Annotated in this window: 19 protein-coding genes; 10 read left to right on the top strand and 9 right to left on the bottom strand. The window is 55.7% G+C overall.

Going from position 1 to position 18,366, the window contains the following annotated elements:
- Positions 1-241 precede the first annotated feature (241 nt).
- Genes C1A08_RS10850 through gmk form a run of 5 tightly spaced genes read right to left on the bottom strand, consistent with a single transcriptional unit; the run spans position 242 to position 3,276 of the window.
- Positions 242-826 (bottom strand): DUF3109 family protein, encoded by a 585-nt coding sequence (locus tag C1A08_RS10850; RefSeq protein ID WP_055206227.1) that lies wholly within the window; start codon positions 824-826, stop codon positions 242-244.
- The gene (locus C1A08_RS10845; protein ID WP_101573428.1) at positions 823-1,803 is read right to left on the bottom strand and encodes a D-alanine--D-alanine ligase; all 981 of its coding nucleotides are present in this window, start codon (positions 1,801-1,803) and stop codon (positions 823-825) included. Before C1A08_RS10845 ends, C1A08_RS10850 begins: the two co-directional genes overlap by 4 nt.
- A 57-nt stretch (positions 1,804-1,860) precedes the next feature.
- Positions 1,861-2,109, bottom strand: a complete 249-nt coding sequence (locus tag C1A08_RS10840) for a hypothetical protein (RefSeq protein ID WP_125147261.1) — start codon at positions 2,107-2,109, stop codon at positions 1,861-1,863.
- Positions 2,081-2,692, bottom strand: coding sequence for a nicotinate (nicotinamide) nucleotide adenylyltransferase (nadD, locus tag C1A08_RS10835; protein WP_101573424.1), 612 nt, complete (start codon positions 2,690-2,692; stop codon positions 2,081-2,083). The genes C1A08_RS10840 and nadD overlap by 29 nt, the downstream gene beginning before the upstream one ends.
- 11 nt (positions 2,693-2,703) lie before the next feature.
- Entirely contained in the window at positions 2,704-3,276 is a 573-nt protein-coding gene (gmk, locus tag C1A08_RS10830) for a guanylate kinase (protein ID WP_101573422.1), read from the bottom strand.
- 245 nt (positions 3,277-3,521) lie between these two features.
- Between gmk and C1A08_RS10820 the strand changes: the two genes are divergently transcribed.
- Positions 3,522-5,396 carry a beta-L-arabinofuranosidase domain-containing protein gene (locus C1A08_RS10820; RefSeq protein ID WP_101573418.1) on the top strand — a complete coding sequence of 625 codons (1,875 nt, stop codon included), beginning with the start codon at positions 3,522-3,524 and terminating at the stop codon, positions 5,394-5,396.
- A 20-nt stretch (positions 5,397-5,416) separates the two neighbouring features.
- Here C1A08_RS10820 and C1A08_RS10815 read toward each other — a convergent pair whose 3' ends face one another.
- The gene (locus C1A08_RS10815) at positions 5,417-6,301 is read right to left on the bottom strand and encodes a YicC/YloC family endoribonuclease (RefSeq protein ID WP_257937106.1); all 885 of its coding nucleotides are present in this window, start codon (positions 6,299-6,301) and stop codon (positions 5,417-5,419) included.
- A 176-nt stretch (positions 6,302-6,477) separates the two neighbouring features.
- On the opposite strand from C1A08_RS10815, the gene serC reads away from it, so the two are divergent.
- The 8 genes from serC to C1A08_RS10775 all read left to right on the top strand — a co-directional run bounded on the left by serC (position 6,478) and on the right by C1A08_RS10775 (position 13,994).
- Positions 6,478-7,551, top strand: a complete 1,074-nt coding sequence (serC, locus tag C1A08_RS10810; RefSeq protein ID WP_101573416.1) for a 3-phosphoserine/phosphohydroxythreonine transaminase — start codon at positions 6,478-6,480, stop codon at positions 7,549-7,551.
- 96 nt (positions 7,552-7,647) lie between these two features.
- Positions 7,648-8,568, top strand: coding sequence for a 3-phosphoglycerate dehydrogenase (locus tag C1A08_RS10805; protein ID WP_101573455.1), 921 nt, complete (start codon positions 7,648-7,650; stop codon positions 8,566-8,568).
- Positions 8,569-8,654: 86 nt separating this feature from the next.
- Positions 8,655-9,896 (top strand): DUF1015 domain-containing protein, encoded by a 1,242-nt coding sequence (locus C1A08_RS10800; protein ID WP_101573414.1) that lies wholly within the window; start codon positions 8,655-8,657, stop codon positions 9,894-9,896.
- A gap of 186 nt (positions 9,897-10,082) precedes the next feature.
- Positions 10,083-10,316: a 4Fe-4S binding protein gene (locus C1A08_RS10795; protein WP_101573412.1), complete on the top strand. Its 234-nt coding sequence runs from the start codon at positions 10,083-10,085 to the stop codon at positions 10,314-10,316.
- A gap of 17 nt (positions 10,317-10,333) precedes the next feature.
- The gene (locus tag C1A08_RS10790; RefSeq protein WP_101573453.1) at positions 10,334-11,419 is read left to right on the top strand and encodes a 3-methyl-2-oxobutanoate dehydrogenase subunit VorB; all 1,086 of its coding nucleotides are present in this window, start codon (positions 10,334-10,336) and stop codon (positions 11,417-11,419) included.
- A 6-nt stretch (positions 11,420-11,425) separates the two neighbouring features.
- Positions 11,426-12,187 carry a thiamine pyrophosphate-dependent enzyme gene (locus C1A08_RS10785; RefSeq protein ID WP_055206208.1) on the top strand — a complete coding sequence of 254 codons (762 nt, stop codon included), beginning with the start codon at positions 11,426-11,428 and terminating at the stop codon, positions 12,185-12,187.
- A gap of 35 nt (positions 12,188-12,222) precedes the next feature.
- Complete coding sequence (locus tag C1A08_RS10780; RefSeq protein ID WP_055206205.1) at positions 12,223-12,780, top strand: 2-oxoacid:acceptor oxidoreductase family protein; 558 nt, start codon at positions 12,223-12,225, stop codon at positions 12,778-12,780.
- Positions 12,781-12,923: 143 nt separating this feature from the next.
- Entirely contained in the window at positions 12,924-13,994 is a 1,071-nt protein-coding gene (locus C1A08_RS10775) for a M23 family metallopeptidase (protein WP_101573410.1), read from the top strand.
- 34 nt (positions 13,995-14,028) lie between these two features.
- Here the strand turns inward: C1A08_RS10775 and C1A08_RS10770 are convergent, their stop codons facing one another.
- From C1A08_RS10770 to panC, 3 genes are all read right to left on the bottom strand, one after another.
- On the bottom strand, positions 14,029-14,694 hold the full coding sequence (locus C1A08_RS10770; RefSeq protein WP_101573408.1) for a YggS family pyridoxal phosphate-dependent enzyme: 666 nt from the start codon (positions 14,692-14,694) through the stop codon (positions 14,029-14,031).
- A 145-nt stretch (positions 14,695-14,839) separates the two neighbouring features.
- Complete coding sequence (panD, locus tag C1A08_RS10765) at positions 14,840-15,193, bottom strand: aspartate 1-decarboxylase (RefSeq protein WP_055206200.1); 354 nt, start codon at positions 15,191-15,193, stop codon at positions 14,840-14,842.
- A 176-nt stretch (positions 15,194-15,369) separates the two neighbouring features.
- Positions 15,370-16,203 (bottom strand): pantoate--beta-alanine ligase, encoded by an 834-nt coding sequence (panC, locus tag C1A08_RS10760; RefSeq protein ID WP_101573406.1) that lies wholly within the window; start codon positions 16,201-16,203, stop codon positions 15,370-15,372.
- A 127-nt stretch (positions 16,204-16,330) separates the two neighbouring features.
- Between panC and C1A08_RS10755 the strand changes: the two genes are divergently transcribed.
- Entirely contained in the window at positions 16,331-18,364 is a 2,034-nt protein-coding gene (locus C1A08_RS10755; RefSeq protein ID WP_410488880.1) for a dipeptidyl-peptidase 3 family protein, read from the top strand.
- Positions 18,365-18,366 lie beyond the last annotated feature (2 nt).

The raw sequence follows: 18,366 nt of genomic DNA, 5'->3' as shown, positions 1-18,366 counted from the left end.
CTGGCGTGCCGTGCGCTGGAAAAACGACTCGATGGACGGTAAAAGATCGTCGGTAGGATCGGACGAATCCGATATCTGTGCGAAAAGATCAGTCGCCAGCATCAGGCAGACCGACACGAACAGCCGGGAGAGACTTTTCATAATGAACGAATTTAGAAACCCGTTCATAAAATTAAACAATAAAAAAACTAATTCAAATATTTATACGCTTTTTATTTATATTTATATGGTCGTTGGGCGGTTATTTTTTATCGTTCTGTCGGTTCAGCAGGGATTCCGCTTCTTCGAGCGCCTGGAAAAACGGTTCTCCGAAACGGCGCACGATCGCCGTGCGCAACGCGCGATAAACCGGAACGCCGTATTGGCGGCCTTGCAGGCAGGCGCTTTTGCAGATGTTCCAGCGGTGGTAATTCAGGCCGACCGATCCGTTGCCGAATACGGCGACCCGGATCGGGTAGAGGTGGCACGAGATCGGTTTGACGAATCCGGTGCGACCTTCGTTGTACGCCCGCTCGATGGCGCACAGCGTGATCCCGTTCTCCTCGAACGAGAAGGCGCATTCGGCGTCGCCGATCAGCGGGGTGGTGTAGTCGCCGTCGCGGTCGACGACCATGAATCCCTGTCGTTCGATGGCGGCGATCCCTTCCGGTTTCAGGTAGGGTTTGTAGGTTTCGTATTCGCGTTCGAGGATTTCGATCTCTTCGGCTTCGAGCGGAGCCCCGGCGTTGCCTTCCACGCAGCAGGCGCCTTTGCAGCGGGACGGATCGCAGCAAAATTTTTCGGTCAGCAGGTCGGTGCTGACGATTTTGTCGTCGATCTGGATCATTCTGCCTGTTTTGAAGTGTCTTCGATAATTAGGTCGTACAGTTGCCCGACGGTCATGCCCATCGCCTGCGCTTGCTGGGGAATGATGCTGTGCGCGCTCATGCCCGGAATCGTGTTGACTTCGATCAGGTAGGGGCGGTCTCCCTTGACGATGAAATCGATCCGCACCACGCCGCGGCAGTTGAGCGTTTTATAGGCCGACAGGGTCATCGCGTTCACTTTGCGGACGATCTCCGCGTCGAGCGGGGCCGGGGTGATCTCTTTCGAAAGGCCCTTGTATTTGGCGTCGTAATCGAAAAATTCGGTTTCGCATACCAGTTCGGTGATCGGGAACAGGTATTCTCGGCCGCCGGCGATCAATACGCCGCAACTGATTTCGCGTCCCCGGATATACTCTTCGATCAGCACGTGATCGCTCTCGGCGAATGCCTTCTCGACCGCCGGCAGGATTTGATCCGCGCTTTTGACTTTCGTTACGCCGAAACTGCTGCCGCTGGCGTTCGGTTTGACGAACAGCGGCAGGCCCAGTTCGCCGGCAACGGCAGCCGGGTCGATTTTCGTATTCCTGCCGACCAGAATTTCCCGCGCCAGGTCGATGCCTGTTCCGGCGAGAGCCCGTTTGCAGGCCGATTTGTCGAACGTGATGACCGATGTGACGAATCCGCACGAAGAGTAGGGGACTTTCATCATGTCGAGGTATCCCTGCAGGCGTCCGTCCTCGCCGGGGGTGCCGTGAATCAGGATCAGCGCATAGTCCGGTCTGATCTTTTCGCCTTTTACTTCGATCGTGAAATCGTTGCGATCCAGTTCCGAGACGACGCCGTCCTCGTCCATGTAGTTCCAGCGGCCGTCGTGCAGGATGATTTTGTAGACGTTGTATTTGGTGCGGTCGAGATTTTGTTCGACCAGCGAGGCTCCTTCGAGTGCGATCTGCCATTCGGACGATTCTCCTCCGGCGATCAGTGCGATGTTTTTCATAAAATCCGGGTTTGAGTTGAAACGACGCAAAGATAATGTTTTCGCCCGGAACTCCGGTTACGGATTGTACAAATCGAAGTGACGGAAGGCGAAAATTTCGCGCAACAGCGCAATGTAGGCGTCCGCTTCGGGGTTGTCCGGACAGAGTCGCTTCGCGCGTAGGAAATCGTTCAACGCGCAGTCGAATCGTCCGGTTCGGTGTAGCAATTTGCCGCGTCGGATCAATAGCCTCGCGTCGTCGGGCCGCTGCTCGATGGCGCTGTTCAGCGCTGTTATTTCATCGGTCAGTTCCTGCGGAATATCCATAAAGCCGGTGTTTTTTGATATATTCCCACACGCCGCCGGGCAGTTCCGCTCCGGGGTTTTCCCCCCGTGCGATCCGTGTCCGGACGTCGGTCGCCGCCTGCGGCAGTTCTTTGAGATTCGTTAAGATCGTAAAGCCGTCCGACCGGGCGGATTCCGGTGTCGGATAACCCGGACGCGGATAGACCAGTACCCGGTATCTGTCGAGAATCTCTTGGGAATGCACCCATTTCGGGAAACCGGCCATGTTGTCGCTGCCGATCAGCAGGCTGAACTTCCGGCCGGGATATTCCGTGCGTAGCTTTTCGAGCGTACGGATCGTGCGGTTCGGCTTCGGCAGCCGGAATTCGATGTCCGAGACGGCCATGCGGTCGCTATGGACGGCGCTTTGCAGCGCGATGCGCGCCATTTCGATTCGGTCGGTTTCGGGGGCGAGTTCTTTGCCCGCTTTAAACGGGTTTTGCGGCGATACGACGAACCAAAGCGCTTCGGCTTCCGTCGATTCCAATACGGCATCGGCCACGGCCACGTGCCCCCGGTGCACCGGGTTGAACGACCCGAAATAGAGTATCGTTTCCGCCTGCATGGAACGGCCCGTTATCCGATGAACGCTTCGGTGATCCGCTCCGCCTCGGCGACGGCGGTAGCCAAGCAGTCGTTGACGACCACCCGGTCGAACTGCGGCGCGAAGGCGAGTTCCTGTTCGGCTTTCGCCACGCGGCGGGCGATCGTTTCGGGCGAGTCGGTGCCGCGTCCTTCGAGCCGCCGTTGCAGTTCGTCGACCGACGGCGGCATGACGAATACCGACAGCGCCTGCGCGCCGAAAATCCGTTTCAGGTTGACGCCGCCTTTGACGTCCACGTCGAACACGATCACGTGTCCTTTGTCCCAGATACGTTTCAGTTCGCTGCGCAGCGTGCCGTAGCACGTTCCGGCATAGACTTCTTCCCATTCGACGAACTCCCCGGCGGCGGCCCGCGCCTTGAAGTCGTCGTTACTCAGAAAATAGTATTCGCGTCCGTCGGCTTCCGTCCCGCGCGGCGCGCGGCTGGTCGCCGAGATCGAAAATTCGAGCTGCGGGAAGCGTTCCAGCAGACGGCCTATGATCGTCGATTTGCCCGATCCCGACGGGGCGGAGAAAATCAGTACTTTTCCGGAGACTGTTTGCATGTGTCCTGAGTTGTGTTGGCGCGACGTCCGATTCCGAAACGCCGGCTGATGGATTCGATGGATTTCGACAGAAAACTTTCTGCCGGATTTTCGGAAACAAATGTAGTTACTTTTGACCGAAAAGTCAAAAAAACCGTATCTCGCGCTCCGGAATCTGTGGAATTGCTGCGGAACGGGTTGTTTTTTCGTATAGCGCGTCTATCTTTGTAAAAAGACCGTTTTCCTAACCCGTTTTTTATCTTGCTATGAAATACCTGCGTCATTTGTTTTGTTCGGCATTTTTTTGCGCCGTTTTTTCCGCTTCGGGCGAAGAGATGCCCAATATCCTGCGTAACGAGGCGCTCTCTTTCGAAGTCGGAGGACATGTCGGCGAACGGTTGTCTGCGAACGAAAAGACGTGGCTCGTTCCGCTGCTGGAAAACAATCCCGACCTGTTCGGCGCGTTCCTGCGTCCCGATTCGAATACGTTGTTCAAGTGCATGTGGCACGGTGAATTTCCCGGTAAGATACTTGCGGGCGTGGCGCAGACCTACCTGGCTACCCGGAACCCGGCTACGCTGACCGTCGGTCGGCGGATGACGGAACTGCTGGCGCATTCCCAGCGCAGCGACGGATACCTGGGCCCCTGGTCCGACCGGGAGCGTTTCGACAATCCTCCTGAAAAATGGGATACCTGGGGGCATTACCACTGCCTGTACGGACTGTATCAATGGTACCGGGTGACCGGCGACCGACAAGCGTTGGAAGTCGTCTGTCGGGCGGCCGATTGCCTGTACGATTATTTCATCCTGGGTAAGCGGACCTTCGCCTCGCAGAATTGGGGAGAATGCAATTTTGCCGCGAGCCACATGTTCGCCCTGCTGTACGAACAGACCCGCGATCCGCGCTATCTGCAAGCGGCCGAATACATTGTCCGTACCGAATGGACGCTTCCTTACCATGATTTTTATACGAACAGTACGTTGTCCTGCAACTGGCTTGAGTCGTCCCTGGCCGGGACCCCTTTCTGTTATTCGGCGCAGAAGCGCTGGGAAAGCCTCTATACGCTGACCACGCTGGCCGTTCTCTACCGAGTAACCGGCAACCGGGATTATGCCGACGCGATGGAGTCGTTGTGGTGGGGGATCGTGAGCCACGACCGCCACAATACCGGCAGTTTCGGAACCGGCGAGGGCGCTACCGGCGATATTTACGGCGCGGGCAGCGAAACCTGCAATACGGTGGCTTGGATGACTTTTTCGACCGAGTACCTGAAGTTGAGTAAAAATTCCTACGTGGCCGACGAACTGGAGCTTTCGTATTTCAACGCTACGCTGGGGAGTCAGTTGGGCGACAAGGAGTTCGTCTACATGAACTCGTCCGACGGGCAGCGTGTCAGTTCGCAGATCGAACTGGCGCCCCACAGTTATGAGGGAGGGCGCGAAATGAACTGCTGCCAGGCGAGCGGCAACCGGGGCCTGAGCCAGTTTACCCAGTGGGGCGTGCTGAACGACGACCGGGATATTTATCTGAATTATTACGGACAGTCGAACGTCCGGACGCTTACGCCGAAAGGGCATCCGATCGGAATCGTGCAGCAAACCGATTACCCGAAAAGCGGTTCCGTACGGATTACGCTCGATCCCGGCCGCGCCGAACGTTTCGGACTGAACCTGCGAATCCCCGTGTGGTCGTCCCGGGCCTCGGTGAAGGTGAACGGCGTACCGTGCAGCGGCGTAACTCCGGGACATTATTACCGGTTGGAGCGAAAGTGGAGGTCGGGCGACGTCGTGGAACTCGATTTGGATATGCGCGTCCACTACTGGGTCGGGGACGGGAACATGGCCGGTCGTACGTCGGTTTATTACGGTCCGGTATTGCTTTCCGTAGCAAAGCCTTCCGAAGAAGCGGTGAAATACCGGTTTACTCCGGAATCGTTCGACGCACTGGCCTTCGACGAACGGCCGGGACATTGGTTTTATGCTCGGGTAGCTACTGCCGACGGACATACCGTTGCCGTCGAGGACTATGCCGCCAAACCCGCGAATACTCCGTATACGACCTGGTTGAATGTCGATACCGGCCTGACTCCCGTCGTTTTCAGCCGGGACACGATTCCGGTTTGGAGCAACCGGCCGTAACCGGGATTGTGGAGCGATGGTTAAAGGATATTGAGTACCTGCTCCTTGATTTTTTCGAGTTCGTCCTTCATTTCGACGACCTTTTTCTGGATCGTGGCTTCGTTGGCTTTCGACCCGAGCGTGTTGATCTCGCGGCCGAGTTCCTGCGCGATGAAGCCGAGCTTGCGGCCGGGAGCCTCTTCGCCGCGGGCTACTTCGCGGAAATATTTGCAATGGTTCTGAAGTCGTACTTTCTCCTCGGTGATATCCAGTTTCTCAATATAATAGATCATCTCCTGTTCGAGCCGGTTCGCGTCGAACGGGATGCCGAGCGATTCGATGTTTTCGCGGATGCGCGTTTTGATCGTCTCGGCGCGCGCCTTTTCGAACGGGACGATCTCCTCTTTGAGCTGTTCGATCCGGTCGATTCGGCGCAACAGGTCGGCGATCAGGATCGCGCCTTCCTGAATACGGAACTGTTCCATGTGGTCGACCGCCTCTTCGACGCACCGTTTCAGCGCTTGGGTTTCCGCTTCCGAAACGGTCTGCTGGTCGTTCTGGATCACTTCGGGCAGCCGCAAGACGGCGGGTACGACGGCGGCGTCCAGCGCGCTTCCGTTCCAGTCGATCCCGTTTTCGGCGGCGATTTCGCGGATTTGCCCGAAATAAGCCGTAAAGGTCTTCCGGTCGATGTTGACCGGGACGCTGTCGCCGGTTATTTCGTAAGAGACGTAGGCGTCGATCTTTCCCCGCTGGAGCCGCTTGCCGATCCGGTTGCGGATTTCGTATTCGCTTTGCCGGTAGACGGCCGGAACCTTTACCGTCAGGTCGAGCTGCTTGCTGTTCAGCGAACGGATTTCGACGGTTATCTTTTTGTGATCGAGGACGGCTTCGGCTTTGCCGTAACCGGTCATGGATTTTATCATCGGGATGCGTTGTTAGATGAGGTTTGCAAAAGTAGCTTAAAAATGGGTTAAAAAAAATAAAAGAGCTCGCAAGCCGATTAAAAATACGTTTTTTTTGCGTGTTTTGGAAATAATTTAATAACTTTGGAACCTGTTAATTCCGATTCCGAATACTAAACTTAATATGTCTTAAAACTATGAAAAAACACAATTTCAATGCAGGTCCTTCGATTCTTCCGCGCGTGGCGATTGAGAATGCGGCAAAAGCTATTTTGGATTTTGAGGGTTCCGGATTGTCGTTGCTGGAGATTTCGCACCGTACCAAAGACTTCGAGGCTGTCAACAACGAAGCCATGGCCCTGTTCCGCGAATTGCTGAATATTCCCGACAACTATAAGATCCTCTTTTTGGGCGGCGGCGCCAGCACGCAGTTTTTCGAAGTGCCGTACAATTTCCTCGAAAAGAAGGCCGGATACGTGAACACCGGCGTATGGGCCAAAAAAGCGATCAAGGAAGCCAAAAATTTCGGCGAAGTGCAGGTGCTCGCCTCGTCCGAGGATAAAAACTTTACTTATATTCCGAAAGGATATGCGATCCCGACCGATTTGGATTACCTGCACATTACGACCAACAATACGATCTACGGTACCGAATACCACACCGATATCGACTCGCCGGTGCCGGTGATCGCAGACATGAGTTCCGATATCCTGAGCCGTCCGGTGGACGTTTCGAAATACGGCATGATTTACGGCGGCGCGCAGAAGAACATCGGTCCCGCCGGGGTGACGTTCGTGATCGTTCGCGAAGACCTGCTCGGCAAGGTGTCCCGTCCGCTTCCGTCGATGGTCGATTACCGCAACCACATCGCCAACGATTCGATGTTCAATACGCCCCCGGTATTCGCGATCTACGTCGTGAAAGAAACCCTGAAGTGGTTGAAGTCGATCGGCGGCGTGAAAGAGATTCAGAAACGTAACCGGGCGAAAGCTGAGCTGCTGTACGACGCGATCGACAACAGCAAGGTATTCGTCGGTACGGCCGTGAAGGAAGACCGTTCGCTGATGAACGTTTGCTTCGTGATGCAGGAAAAATACGCCGACCTGGCTCCCGAATTCCTCGAATTCGCCAAAGGCAAAGGCATGGTCGGCATCAAGGGACACCGTCTGGTGGGCGGTTTCCGTGCGTCGATCTACAATGCGCTGCCGATCGAAAGCGTTCAGGCGTTGGTAGACTGTATGCGGGAATTCGAAAAAATGCACGTAAAATAATCGGTAAAAACGAAAGTTATGGGCCTTGTTACGACATTACGACCTACGTTGGCGAAAAAGGCCGTGTTTTTTCAATCGTTAATTAATGTAGAAACTATGAAGATATTGGTAGCTACCGAAAAGCCGTTTGCGAAAGCGGCGGTCGACGGAATACGCGAAATCATTGAAGGGGCGGGTTACGAACTGGCCTTGCTGGAAAAATATGCGGACAAGGCCGATCTGCTGGCGGCCGTGAAAGATGCCGACGGGCTGATTATCCGCAGCGACAAAGTGACGGCCGAAGTAGTCGCCGCCGCCGAGAAACTGAAAATCGTCGTTCGCGCCGGTGCCGGTTACGACAACGTCGACCTGGCCGCCTGCACCGCCAAAGGGATTGTCGTGATGAATACCCCGGGGCAGAACTCGAACGCCGTGGCCGAATTGGTCGTGGGCATGATGGTTTTTATGGCGCGTAATCAGTTCACCCCCGGCACCGGATCGGAGATCAGCGGCAAACGGCTCGGAATCCAGGCTTACGGCAACGTCGGCCGCATCGTGGCCCGTTACGGCAAGGCGTTGGGCATGAAGGTGTGCGCTTTCGACCCGTTCGTCCCGGCCGACGTTTTCAAAGCCGACGGCGTGGAAGTGGCGGATTCGGTCGAAAAGCTGTATGCTTCGTCCGACTTTCTTTCGCTGCACATTCCGGCTACCGATCAGACTCGGAAGTCGATCGGTTACAAGTTGCTGATCTCGATGCCCAAGGGCGCTACGTTGGTCAATACGGCGCGTAAGGAGGTGATCGACGAGGCCGGCTTGATGCAGGCGCTCGAAGAACGCCCCGACCTGAAATACATCACCGACATTGCCGCCGATGCGCAGCCGCAACTGGCCGAAAAGTTCGGTAAACGGGTTTTCGCAACGGCGAAAAAGATGGGAGCCGAGACTGCCGAAGCGAATGTCAACGCGGGGCTTGCCGCCGCTAATCAGGTGGTTGATTTCCTGAAGAACGGCAACCGTCGTTTCCAGGTCAACAAATAGACCTGAATTTTAACAACAGGGCCCCCGGCAGTGTGCGGGGGCTTTTTGTCTTATTGAATTGAGGATTAATTGTAAATAGTGATTTCATGGTAAGAATAAAACCGTTCAAAGGGATTCGCCCGCCGAAGGAGTATGCCGCCGAGGTGGCGTCGCGCCCGTACGACGTGCTCAATTCGGAGGAGGCGAGCAAGGAAGCGACCGAAAAATCGTTGCTGCACATCATAAAACCGGAGATCGATTTCAGCCCGATCGCCGACGAACATTGCGCCGAGGTTTACGATAAAGCTGTCGAGAATTTCAAGAAATGGCGTGAAAAAGGGTGGCTCGTGCAGGACGATACGGAGAAATATTACGTCTATGCCCAGACGATGGACGGACGGACGCAGTACGGGCTGGTAGCCGCCTGTCATTTCGACGATTACCTGACCGGTAAGATTAAAAAGCACGAACTGACCCGTCCCGACAAAGAAGAAGACCGGATGATCCACGTGCGCAATCAGAATGCCAATATCGAACCGGTATTCTTCTCGTATCCGGCCGATGCCGAGATGGATATGATCGTGCGCGGAGTGGTGGAAAACAACGCGGCCGAATACGATTTCACCGCGGCCGACGGGTTTCGCCATCAGTTCTGGGTGATCGACGATCCGGCCGTGCAGCGACGGATTACCGAGATTTTCGAACAGATTCCGGCGTTGTACGTGGCCGACGGGCATCACCGTACGGCCGCCGCCGCGCGGGTCGGGCAGGAGAAGATGAAGACCAATCCGGCGTATACCGGAGACGAGGAGTATTGTTTCTTCCTGGCCGTTATTTTTCCGGACAGTCAATTGAAGATCATCGATTACAATCGCCTCGTAAAAGATCTGAACGGCTTGACGCCCGAGCAGTTGCTCGCGGCGCTCGAGAAAAGTTTTGCAGTGGAGGACAAAGGTACGGAAATCTATCATCCGACCGAGTTGCATAATTTCGCGATGTACCTTGGCGGCCGCTGGTACAGCCTGACGGCCAAGGCCGGGACGTACGACGATAACGATCCGATCGGCGTGCTCGACGTGACGATCCTGTCGAACCTCGTGCTCGACGAACTGCTCGGCATCAAAGACCTGCGCACCGACAAGCGGATCGACTTCGTCGGCGGTATCCGCGGGTTGGGCGAGTTGCAGCGCCGCGTCGACAGCGGTGAAATGCAGGTGGCTTTCGCCCTCTATCCGGTGTCGATGAAGCAACTGATCGACATCGCCGATACGGGCAATATCATGCCTCCGAAAACGACTTGGTTCGAACCGAAACTGCGTTCGGGACTGGTGATCCATTCGTTGGAATAATCGGGCTGAAAATACTTTTTTACCGAAAACAGGGGGCGTTAAGCCTCCTGTTTTTTGTTCGGTACCCGGCTGAGTGCAAGCGGGAAACCCTGCCGCAGCGTCATTTTTGGTGTCGTAGCAAAGTCCGGAAAGCGTCTCCGTTTTGCAGTCCGGCGTACTACTTTTGACTGAAATTAAAAATTGGATATGGCTAAAATCAAAGGAACCGTAGTGATCGAGCGCGACCGTTGCAAGGGTTGCCGGGTGTGCGTCGAGGCGTGTCCGATGCGGGTGCTCGACCTGGCGGCCGAGGTGAATGCGAAGGGATACAATTACGCGCGGGTGGTCGATCCGGACGCCTGTACGGGTTGCGCGTCGTGCGCGCTGGTATGTCCCGACTGTTGTATTACGGTTTACCGGCAGAAAAATCCGGGAGTTTGATTTATAAGGAAGGAGGTATGGAAGAGATACGATTGATGAAAGGGAACGAAGTGGTGGCCGAAGCCGCCGTGCGCTGCGGTTGTGACGGCTATTTCGGTTATCCGATCACGCCCCAGTCCGAAATACTGGAAACGCTGACCGCGATGCGGCCGTGGGAGACGACCGGTATGGTCGTGTTGCAGGCCGAGAGCGAAGTGGCGGCGGTGAACATGCTTTACGGCGGCGCGGCCTGCGGTAGGCGGGTGATGGCCTCGTCGTCGAGTCCGGGTATCAGCCTGATGTGCGAGGGGCTCAGTTACCTGGCCGGCGCCGAACTGCCGTGCGTGGTGGTGAACGTATCGCGCGGCGGGCCGGGGCTCGGGACGATCCAGCCGTCGCAGGCCGACTATTTTCAGGCGGTCAAGGGCGGCGGCCACGGCGACTACCACCTGATCGTGCTGGCTCCCAATTCGGTGCAGGAGATGTACGATTTCGTACCGCTGGGTTTTGAACTGGCGTTCAAGTACCGCAATCCGGTAATGATTCTGTCGGACGGCGTGATCGGCCAGATGATGGAGAAAGTGATGCTGACCGAACCCCGGCCGCGCTGGAGCGACGCCTATATCGCCGAACACTGGGGCGGCTGGGCTACGACCGGCAAGCCGGCCGACCGCAAACGGAACATCGTTACGTCCGTCGAACTCGATCCGCTGCGCCAGGAGCGGTTCAACCTGAAACTGTCCGAAAAGTATCGGACGATCCGCGAAAATGAGGTGCGCTACGAGGCCGTGCAGTGCGACGATGCCGATTACGTATTGGTCGCTTACGGGTCTTCCGCGCGTATTTCCCAGAAAGCGGTCGAGCTGGCTCGCGAGGAGGGACTGAAAGTCGGACTGCTACGGCCGGTTACGCTCTATCCGTTCCCGACCGGAGCGATCGACGAACTGTCGCAGCGCGTCAAAGGTTTCCTGTCGGTCGAAATGAGCACCGGGCAGATGATCGAGGACGTGCAGTTGGCCGCCCGGTGTCGCGTTCCGGTATTCCATTTCGGGCGCACGGGCGGCGTGGTGCATTCGCCGAGCGAGGTGCTGGAGGCGCTGAAAAAGAATTTTTCGTTAAAGTAGAAGTTTATGGCTGAATCTGAAATAAAATTGATCCCGGAAAACCGGGTCTATGCGAAGCCCCGGCTGCTGACCGATGCCGTGATGCACTTCTGTCCGGGGTGCAGCCACGGAACGATCCACAAACTGGTCGCCGAAGTGATCGACGAAATGCAGGTCGAGCACGACGCGATCGGCATTACGCCGGTGGGCTGCGCGGTGCTGGCGTACGACTACGTCGATATCGATTGGGTGCAAGCGGCGCACGGGCGCGCGGCGGCGGTAGCTACGGCGATCAAACGGCTGAATCCGTCGAAGCTGGTCTTTACGTACCAGGGCGACGGCGACCTGGCCGCGATCGGAACCGGCGAGACGATCCACGCGTGCAACCGCGGCGAGAACATCACGATCATCTATGTCAACAATGCGATCTACGGCATGACCGGCGGGCAGATGGCTCCGACGACGCTGCTTGGCATGAAGACCGTGACGACTCCCGAAGGACGCGATCCGCAGTTGCACGGTTACCCGTTCAAGGTGGCCGATATGTTGGCGCATCTCGACGGGGTGTGCTACTTGACGCGGCAGAGCGTCCACACCCCCGGTGCCGTCCGTAAAGCGAAAAAGGCGTTGCGTAAGGCCTTCGAGAATTCGATGCAGCGGAAAGGGCTGTCGTTCGTCGAATTCGTAGCGACCTGCAATTCGGGCTGGAAAATGTCGCCGACCGAGGCGAACCGGTGGATGGAGCAGAACATGCTGCCGCTGTATCCGCTGGGGGATATCAAAGGATAATAATTTGTTTACCGAACGCGTTTAATCGTAGAGATATGTTTAAAGAAGAGATTATCATAGCCGGTTTCGGCGGACAGGGCGTGCTGTCGATGGGCAAAATTCTCGCCTACTCGGGCGTGATGCAGGGACTCGAAGTGAGCTGGATGCCGTCTTACGGCCCGGAAATGCGCGGCGGAACTGCCAATGTGACGGTGATCCTGAGCGACCGGCAGATCAGTTCGCCGATCGTACACGATTACGATACGGCGATCATCCTGAACCAGCAGAGCATGGATAAGTTTGAACCGCGTGTCAAGCCGGGCGGCGTGCTGATTTACGATCCGAACGGGGTGGTGCGCCCACCGCAGCGCAAGGATATCCGGGTGTATGCGATTCCGGCGACCGAAGAGGCTGCCCGGCTGGGCAACATACGCGTTTTCAATACGATGATCCTGGGCGGCTACCTGAAAGTGAAGCCGGTCGTATCGCTCGACAACGTTTTCCGGGGACTGGCCAAATCGCTGCCGGAACGGATGGCGTCGCTGATCCCCGCTAACGAAGCGGCCATACAGAAGGGCATGGAGATTATCCGGGTGCCCGAAATGGTGGCCTGAACTGCCGGGAGCTGACCTTTTGTTCCGGAGTCCGCTGAGGGAGAGGAACGGCTTTCTCGTGCACGGAGGGTATCAGCCTTTCGAAAAATGCCGAATTGTCGGAAATTATTGTTAGTTTTGTAACGATATAATTCCGAACGAGCATGAATTTCAGATATCTGATAACGGTATCCCTGTTATTTGTTTTGACCGCAACCACGCTCCACGGCCAATCGCGCAGGCGCCGTCCGGTCGTTCCGGCGACGTTGCACATCGAAGATCTGCCGCAGCAGCCGTTGGATACGCTGGCGACTGACGATCCCGAAACCCGGATCATTATTTTCAGCAATAATACCTGGCGTTACTACCGTCCCGCGCTGAAAGTGCGGGATTCGCTGCCGGTCTATATGCAGCATTGGGATACCTCGCAGGTTTTCGCTTATAAAAGCATCGCTTACGAGGATCTACCGTCGGTGGTGGATCTGAATCTGGTAAAGGATCTGTCCGGATTCAAAGCTCCGGTAGTCGGCTCGGTGCTGTCGAAATACGGCCCGCGCGGCCGCCGCAACCACAACGGCGTGGATATTCCGCTGAAGATCGGCGAACCGATTTACGCCGCGTTCGACGGCAAAATTCGTTATGCGAAGTACAATACGGGCGGTTTCGGGAATCTGGTGATCGTCCGGCATGAAAATGGCCTGGAAACCTGGCATGCTCATCTTTCGAAGCTCAATGTCAAGGTGAACGATTACGTTAAATGCGGGCAGGTAATCGGATTCTGCGGTTCGACCGGGCGCAGCCGGGGACCGCATCTGCATTTCGAAATGCGTTACTGCGATCAGACCTTCGATCCCGAATTTATCGTCGATTTCCAGACGGGGCAGTTGAAATACCAGACTTTCGCCCTCGAAAAACAGTTCTTCAACATTCATTCCCGCGCTTCGGAAATTCTGGAAGAGGACGACGACGACTTTCCGTTGCTGGCTTCTGCGGAAGGGGATACTGCCTCCGGCGACATTCTGGAACGGATCGCCGCCGCCCAGAAAAAGGAGGAGCAACAGACTAAAACGGCGACCGTCAGTTCCAGCAACGCCGTTTACCATACGATCAAACAGGGCGATATTCTCGGTCGGCTGGCGCTTAAATACGGCGTTTCGGTCAGTCAGATATGCCGCCTGAATAACATCACTCCGAAAACCGTGCTGAAGCTCGGCCGGCGTCTGCGAATCAAGTAGCTTTGAATCCGGATGTTTTTATGACATTTTTGTCTTATAGGTAGTTGCGCGCTCCGAAGATGTAGCTTCCGATACGCACCATCGTGCTGCCGCATGAGACGGCGATCGGATAATCGGAGGTCATGCCCATCGAAAGCGTATCGAAATCGCGGTCGAAATACTCGTTTCCCAACCTGACGAACAATTCGTGCAGACGGGTGAATTCGGCGCGGATCGTCTCTTGATCCTCGGTATGGGTCGCGACGCCCATAAGTCCCCGGAAACGAACGGAGTTCAGGTTCCGGTAGGCGCCCGTTTGCAGGTAGTCGACCAGGTCTTTCTCGCTCCATCCGTGTTTCGACGCTTCCCGTGCGATGCGTATTTCGAGCAGGACGTCGATCGTCCGGTCGTTTTTGACCGCTTCTTTCTGAATCACGTCCAGCAGTTTCGCCGATTCCACCGAATGGATCATCGCGACGAATGGGGCGATGTATTTGACTTTATTGGATTGCAGGCCGCCGATCTGATGCCATCGGATGTCCTTCGGCAGGGCATGGTACTTCTCGACGAGTTCCTGCGGGCGGTTTTCTCCGAAAGCGCGTTGCCCGGCCCGGTAGGCTTCCAGAACGGCTGACGGCGGATAGGTTTTCGATACGGCGATCAGTTCCACGTGTTGCGGCAGCGCCGCGCGGAGCCCGGTGATTTTTTCGGCAATCGACATGATATTTCCTGTAACGTTTCAGTATCCAAAGTTAACGAAAAAACGGCAAACAAAAACCGACGATACTCCTTTTCTGCACACGAAATTCATGCAGACGGCGTATGTCGGAATCGGTCTGTGCCGAACAGGCGTTTTCGCCGGAAACCTATTTGATCAGCCTGTTGGTCTCCGTGTCGGGAAAAACGACCCACGGCTTGAACGTTTTGGCTTCTTCGAAGTCCATCAGCGCGTACGAGATGATGATCACTACGTCGCCGACTACGCAACGGCGCGCCGCCGGCCCGTTCAGGCACACGGCTCCGCTGCCGCGCTCCCCTTTGATGATATAAGTTTCGAGACGTTCCCCGTTGTTGACGTTCACGATCTGAACTTTCTCCCCGGCGATCATATTGGCAGCATCCAGCAAATCCTCGTCGATGGTGATACTCCCCACATAACTGAGGTTGGCCTCGGTTATGGTCACCCGGTGTATCTTGGACTTGAATACCTCTATCTGCATTGCTTTGTTCCCCAATTAGTTAGTGCGGCGTAGGCCGCAGTTCTCCTGATAAAAACATGTTACCGATCGGCAAATTTAACAAATATATTTAAATCCCCAATCTTTTATCGGCCTCGTGCGATTTTCTTAGGCCACAGTCGTTTGCGTGTTATTATAAGCGTTTATATACCATCCTGTTACAAGATCGCGATATTGTCGATCAGCCGCACGTTGCCGGCCTGGACGGCGATGCAGCCGCGCATCGGGAACGTGTCGCTCCACCGGTCGATCCCTTCCAGCGTATCGGCGTTGACCACTTCGAAATATTCGACTTGCAGCAGCGGGTCGGCGTCGATCCGTTCGACGACCCGGCGTTTCATTTCGTCCACCGACATGCTGCGCGCGCTTTCGACCCCTTCCTTCAGAGCTTTGTAGATCAGCGGCGCGGCGGCCCGGTGTGCGGGTGTCAGCAGCGCGTTGCGCGAACTGAGCGCCAGTCCGTCGGTGTCGCGGACAATCGGACATGCGACGATTTGCAGCGGGTAGTCGCACTGACGTACCAATTCCCGAATCACGGCGATCTGCTGGAAATCCTTTTCACCGAAATAGGCCTTGTCGCAGCGGACGATGTCGAACAGGCGGCTCACCACTTGGGCTACGCCGTTGAAATGCCCCGGCCGGTGCGCGCCTTCCATCACCTTGTCCAGCAGCCCGAAATCGAATACTCGCGTGTCTTTTTCCGGATAAATGTCTTCTACCGAAGGGGTCAGCGCGAAGTCGGCGCCCGCTTTTTCGAGCAGTGCCAGGTCGGCTTCCACGGTTCGCGGGTAGTTTTTCAAATCGTTCGGGTCGTTGAACTGGGTCGGATTGACGAAAATGCTGACGACGACCGTGTCGCATTCCCGCCGGCACTGTTCGACCAGCGACAAGTGCCCGTTGTGCAACGCTCCCATCGTCGGGACGAAACCGCACGTGCCCGGGTGCCGTTTCAGTTCGTCGGAAAGCGCTGCGTTCCTTGTGAAAACTTTCATCGAAATCGTTTTTTCAGGCGATATTACCGCCTTTATTTTAACGGCACAAAGGTAGAAAATTGCTTATAATAATCTAATTTTTTCGGGAAAAAGGTTGTAACTTTGCGAAGAACCTAAGTTTTCTTTTATGAAAAGAATCTTTACTGTTTTACTTATGACGATACTTGCTGCGGGCGTCGGGGGATGCCGGAAAAAGATAACCGAAGAAAAATTCAATTGGGTGGCGGACCGCTTCGACGACATCCGGGTGCTGAAATACCGGGTTCCTGGGTTCGATACGCTTGCCCTGAACGAGAAGTTGCTGATCTATTACCTGAGTCAGGCCGCTCTGAGCGGGCGCGACATTTTGTTCGACCAGAACGGGCGTTACAACCTGCGGATCCGCCGTACGCTGGAAGCCATCTATCAGGGATATGCCGGCGATCGGAAAGATCCGCGTTTCAAGCAGTTCGAGAAATACCTCAAGAAAGTGTGGTTCGCCAACGGCATCCACCATCATTATTCGACCGACAAGTTTCGGCCGGAATTTACCGAGGCCTATTTCGACGAGTTGGTAGCCGGTACGCCGAAAACGGATTTTCCGATGGATTTCGGTTCCGTGGAACGGGTGATAGCCGAGATCAAACCGGTCGTTTTCGACCCGGAGGTGATGCCCAAACGGGTGAACCTCGCTGCCGGAGAAGATATTATCCGGGCGTCGGCCAACAATTATTACGAAGGGGTCTCCCAGCAAGAGGTCGAGGAGTTTTATGCCGCCCGGATGGACCCGAACGACCGGACGCCGGTTTCCTACGGATTGAACAGCAAGTTGGTCAAAGGCGGCGACGGACGGTTAGTGGAGCAGGTTTGGAAAGTGGGAGGCATGTATTCTCCGGCGATCGAAAAGATCGTTTACTGGTTGCAGAAGGCTTCGGAGGTGGCTGTGGGCCGTCAGAAGGAAACGATTGATGCGCTGATCGCTTTTTATAAGAGCGGCGATCTGAAGCAATTCGATAAGTACAGCATCTTGTGGGTCGGGGATACGGCCTCTAAAGTCGATTTCGTGAACGGTTTTATCGAGAGTTACGGCGATCCGCTGGGGTATCGCGGTTCGTGGGAGAGCATGGTGAACTTCCGGGACGAGGATGCGACCGAACGGACGAAGATCATCTGCGAAGCCGCCCAGTGGTTCGAGGATCATTCCCCGGTCGACGAACAGTTCCGGAAAAAAGAGGTGAAAGGCGTTTCGGCAAAGGTAATTACCGCCGCCATACTTGGCGGCGACTGTTATCCGGCCACGCCGATCGGCGTCAACCTGCCGAATGCAGACTGGATCCGCCGCGATCACGGTTCCAAATCGGTGACCGTCGGCAACATCACGTCCGCTTATGCGGAGGCTGCCAAGGGTAACGGTTTCGACGAAGAGTTCATATTCGATTCGGAGACGATCGAACTACATAAAAAGTACGGCTCGCTGGCCGACGACTTGCATACCGATCTGCACGAGTGCCTCGGACACGGTTCGGGACAACTGGCGCCGGGCGTGAAGGGCGACGAACTGAAAAATTACTCTTCGACGCTGGAAGAGGCGCGCGCCGACCTGTTCGCGCTGTACTATCTGGGCGATCCGAAAATGGTCGAACTGGGACTCGTTCCGTCGTTCGACGTGGCCAAGACGGAGTATGCCGTTTACATGATGAACGGAATGATGACCCAGTTCGCGCGGATCGAGCCGGGCAAGACGGTCGAGGAGGCGCACATGCGCAATCGGAAGCTGATCGCCGAGTGGTGCTATGAGAAAGGCAAAGACGAGCGGGTCGTCGAAAAAGCGGTGAAAGACGGGAAAACCTATATCGTGGTGAACGATTATCAGAAATTGAGGGGGCTTTTCGGCGAACTGCTGAAGGAGATCCAGCGGATCAAGAGCACCGGCGATTTCGAGAGCGGCCGGGAGTTGGTCGAAACCTACGCTGTGCAGATCGATCCCGAGTTGCATAAAGAAGTGCTCGACCGTTATCAAAAGCTCGGTCTGGCGCCTTACAGCGGCTTTGTCAATCCGGTTTACCAACCGGTCATGGAAAACGGGGAGATCGTCGACGTCAATGTCGAATATACCGACGACTATGCCGGTCAGATGATGGAGTATTCGCGCGAATATTCGTTCCTGCCTTCGGTAAACTGACC

This window comes from Alistipes sp. cv1 (assembly GCF_900240235.1).
Lineage (GTDB): Bacteria > Bacteroidota > Bacteroidia > Bacteroidales > Rikenellaceae > Alistipes_A > Alistipes_A hominis.
The sequence above is the reverse complement of the archived record's forward strand: the minus strand, read 5'-3'. Positions and strand labels throughout refer to the sequence as shown.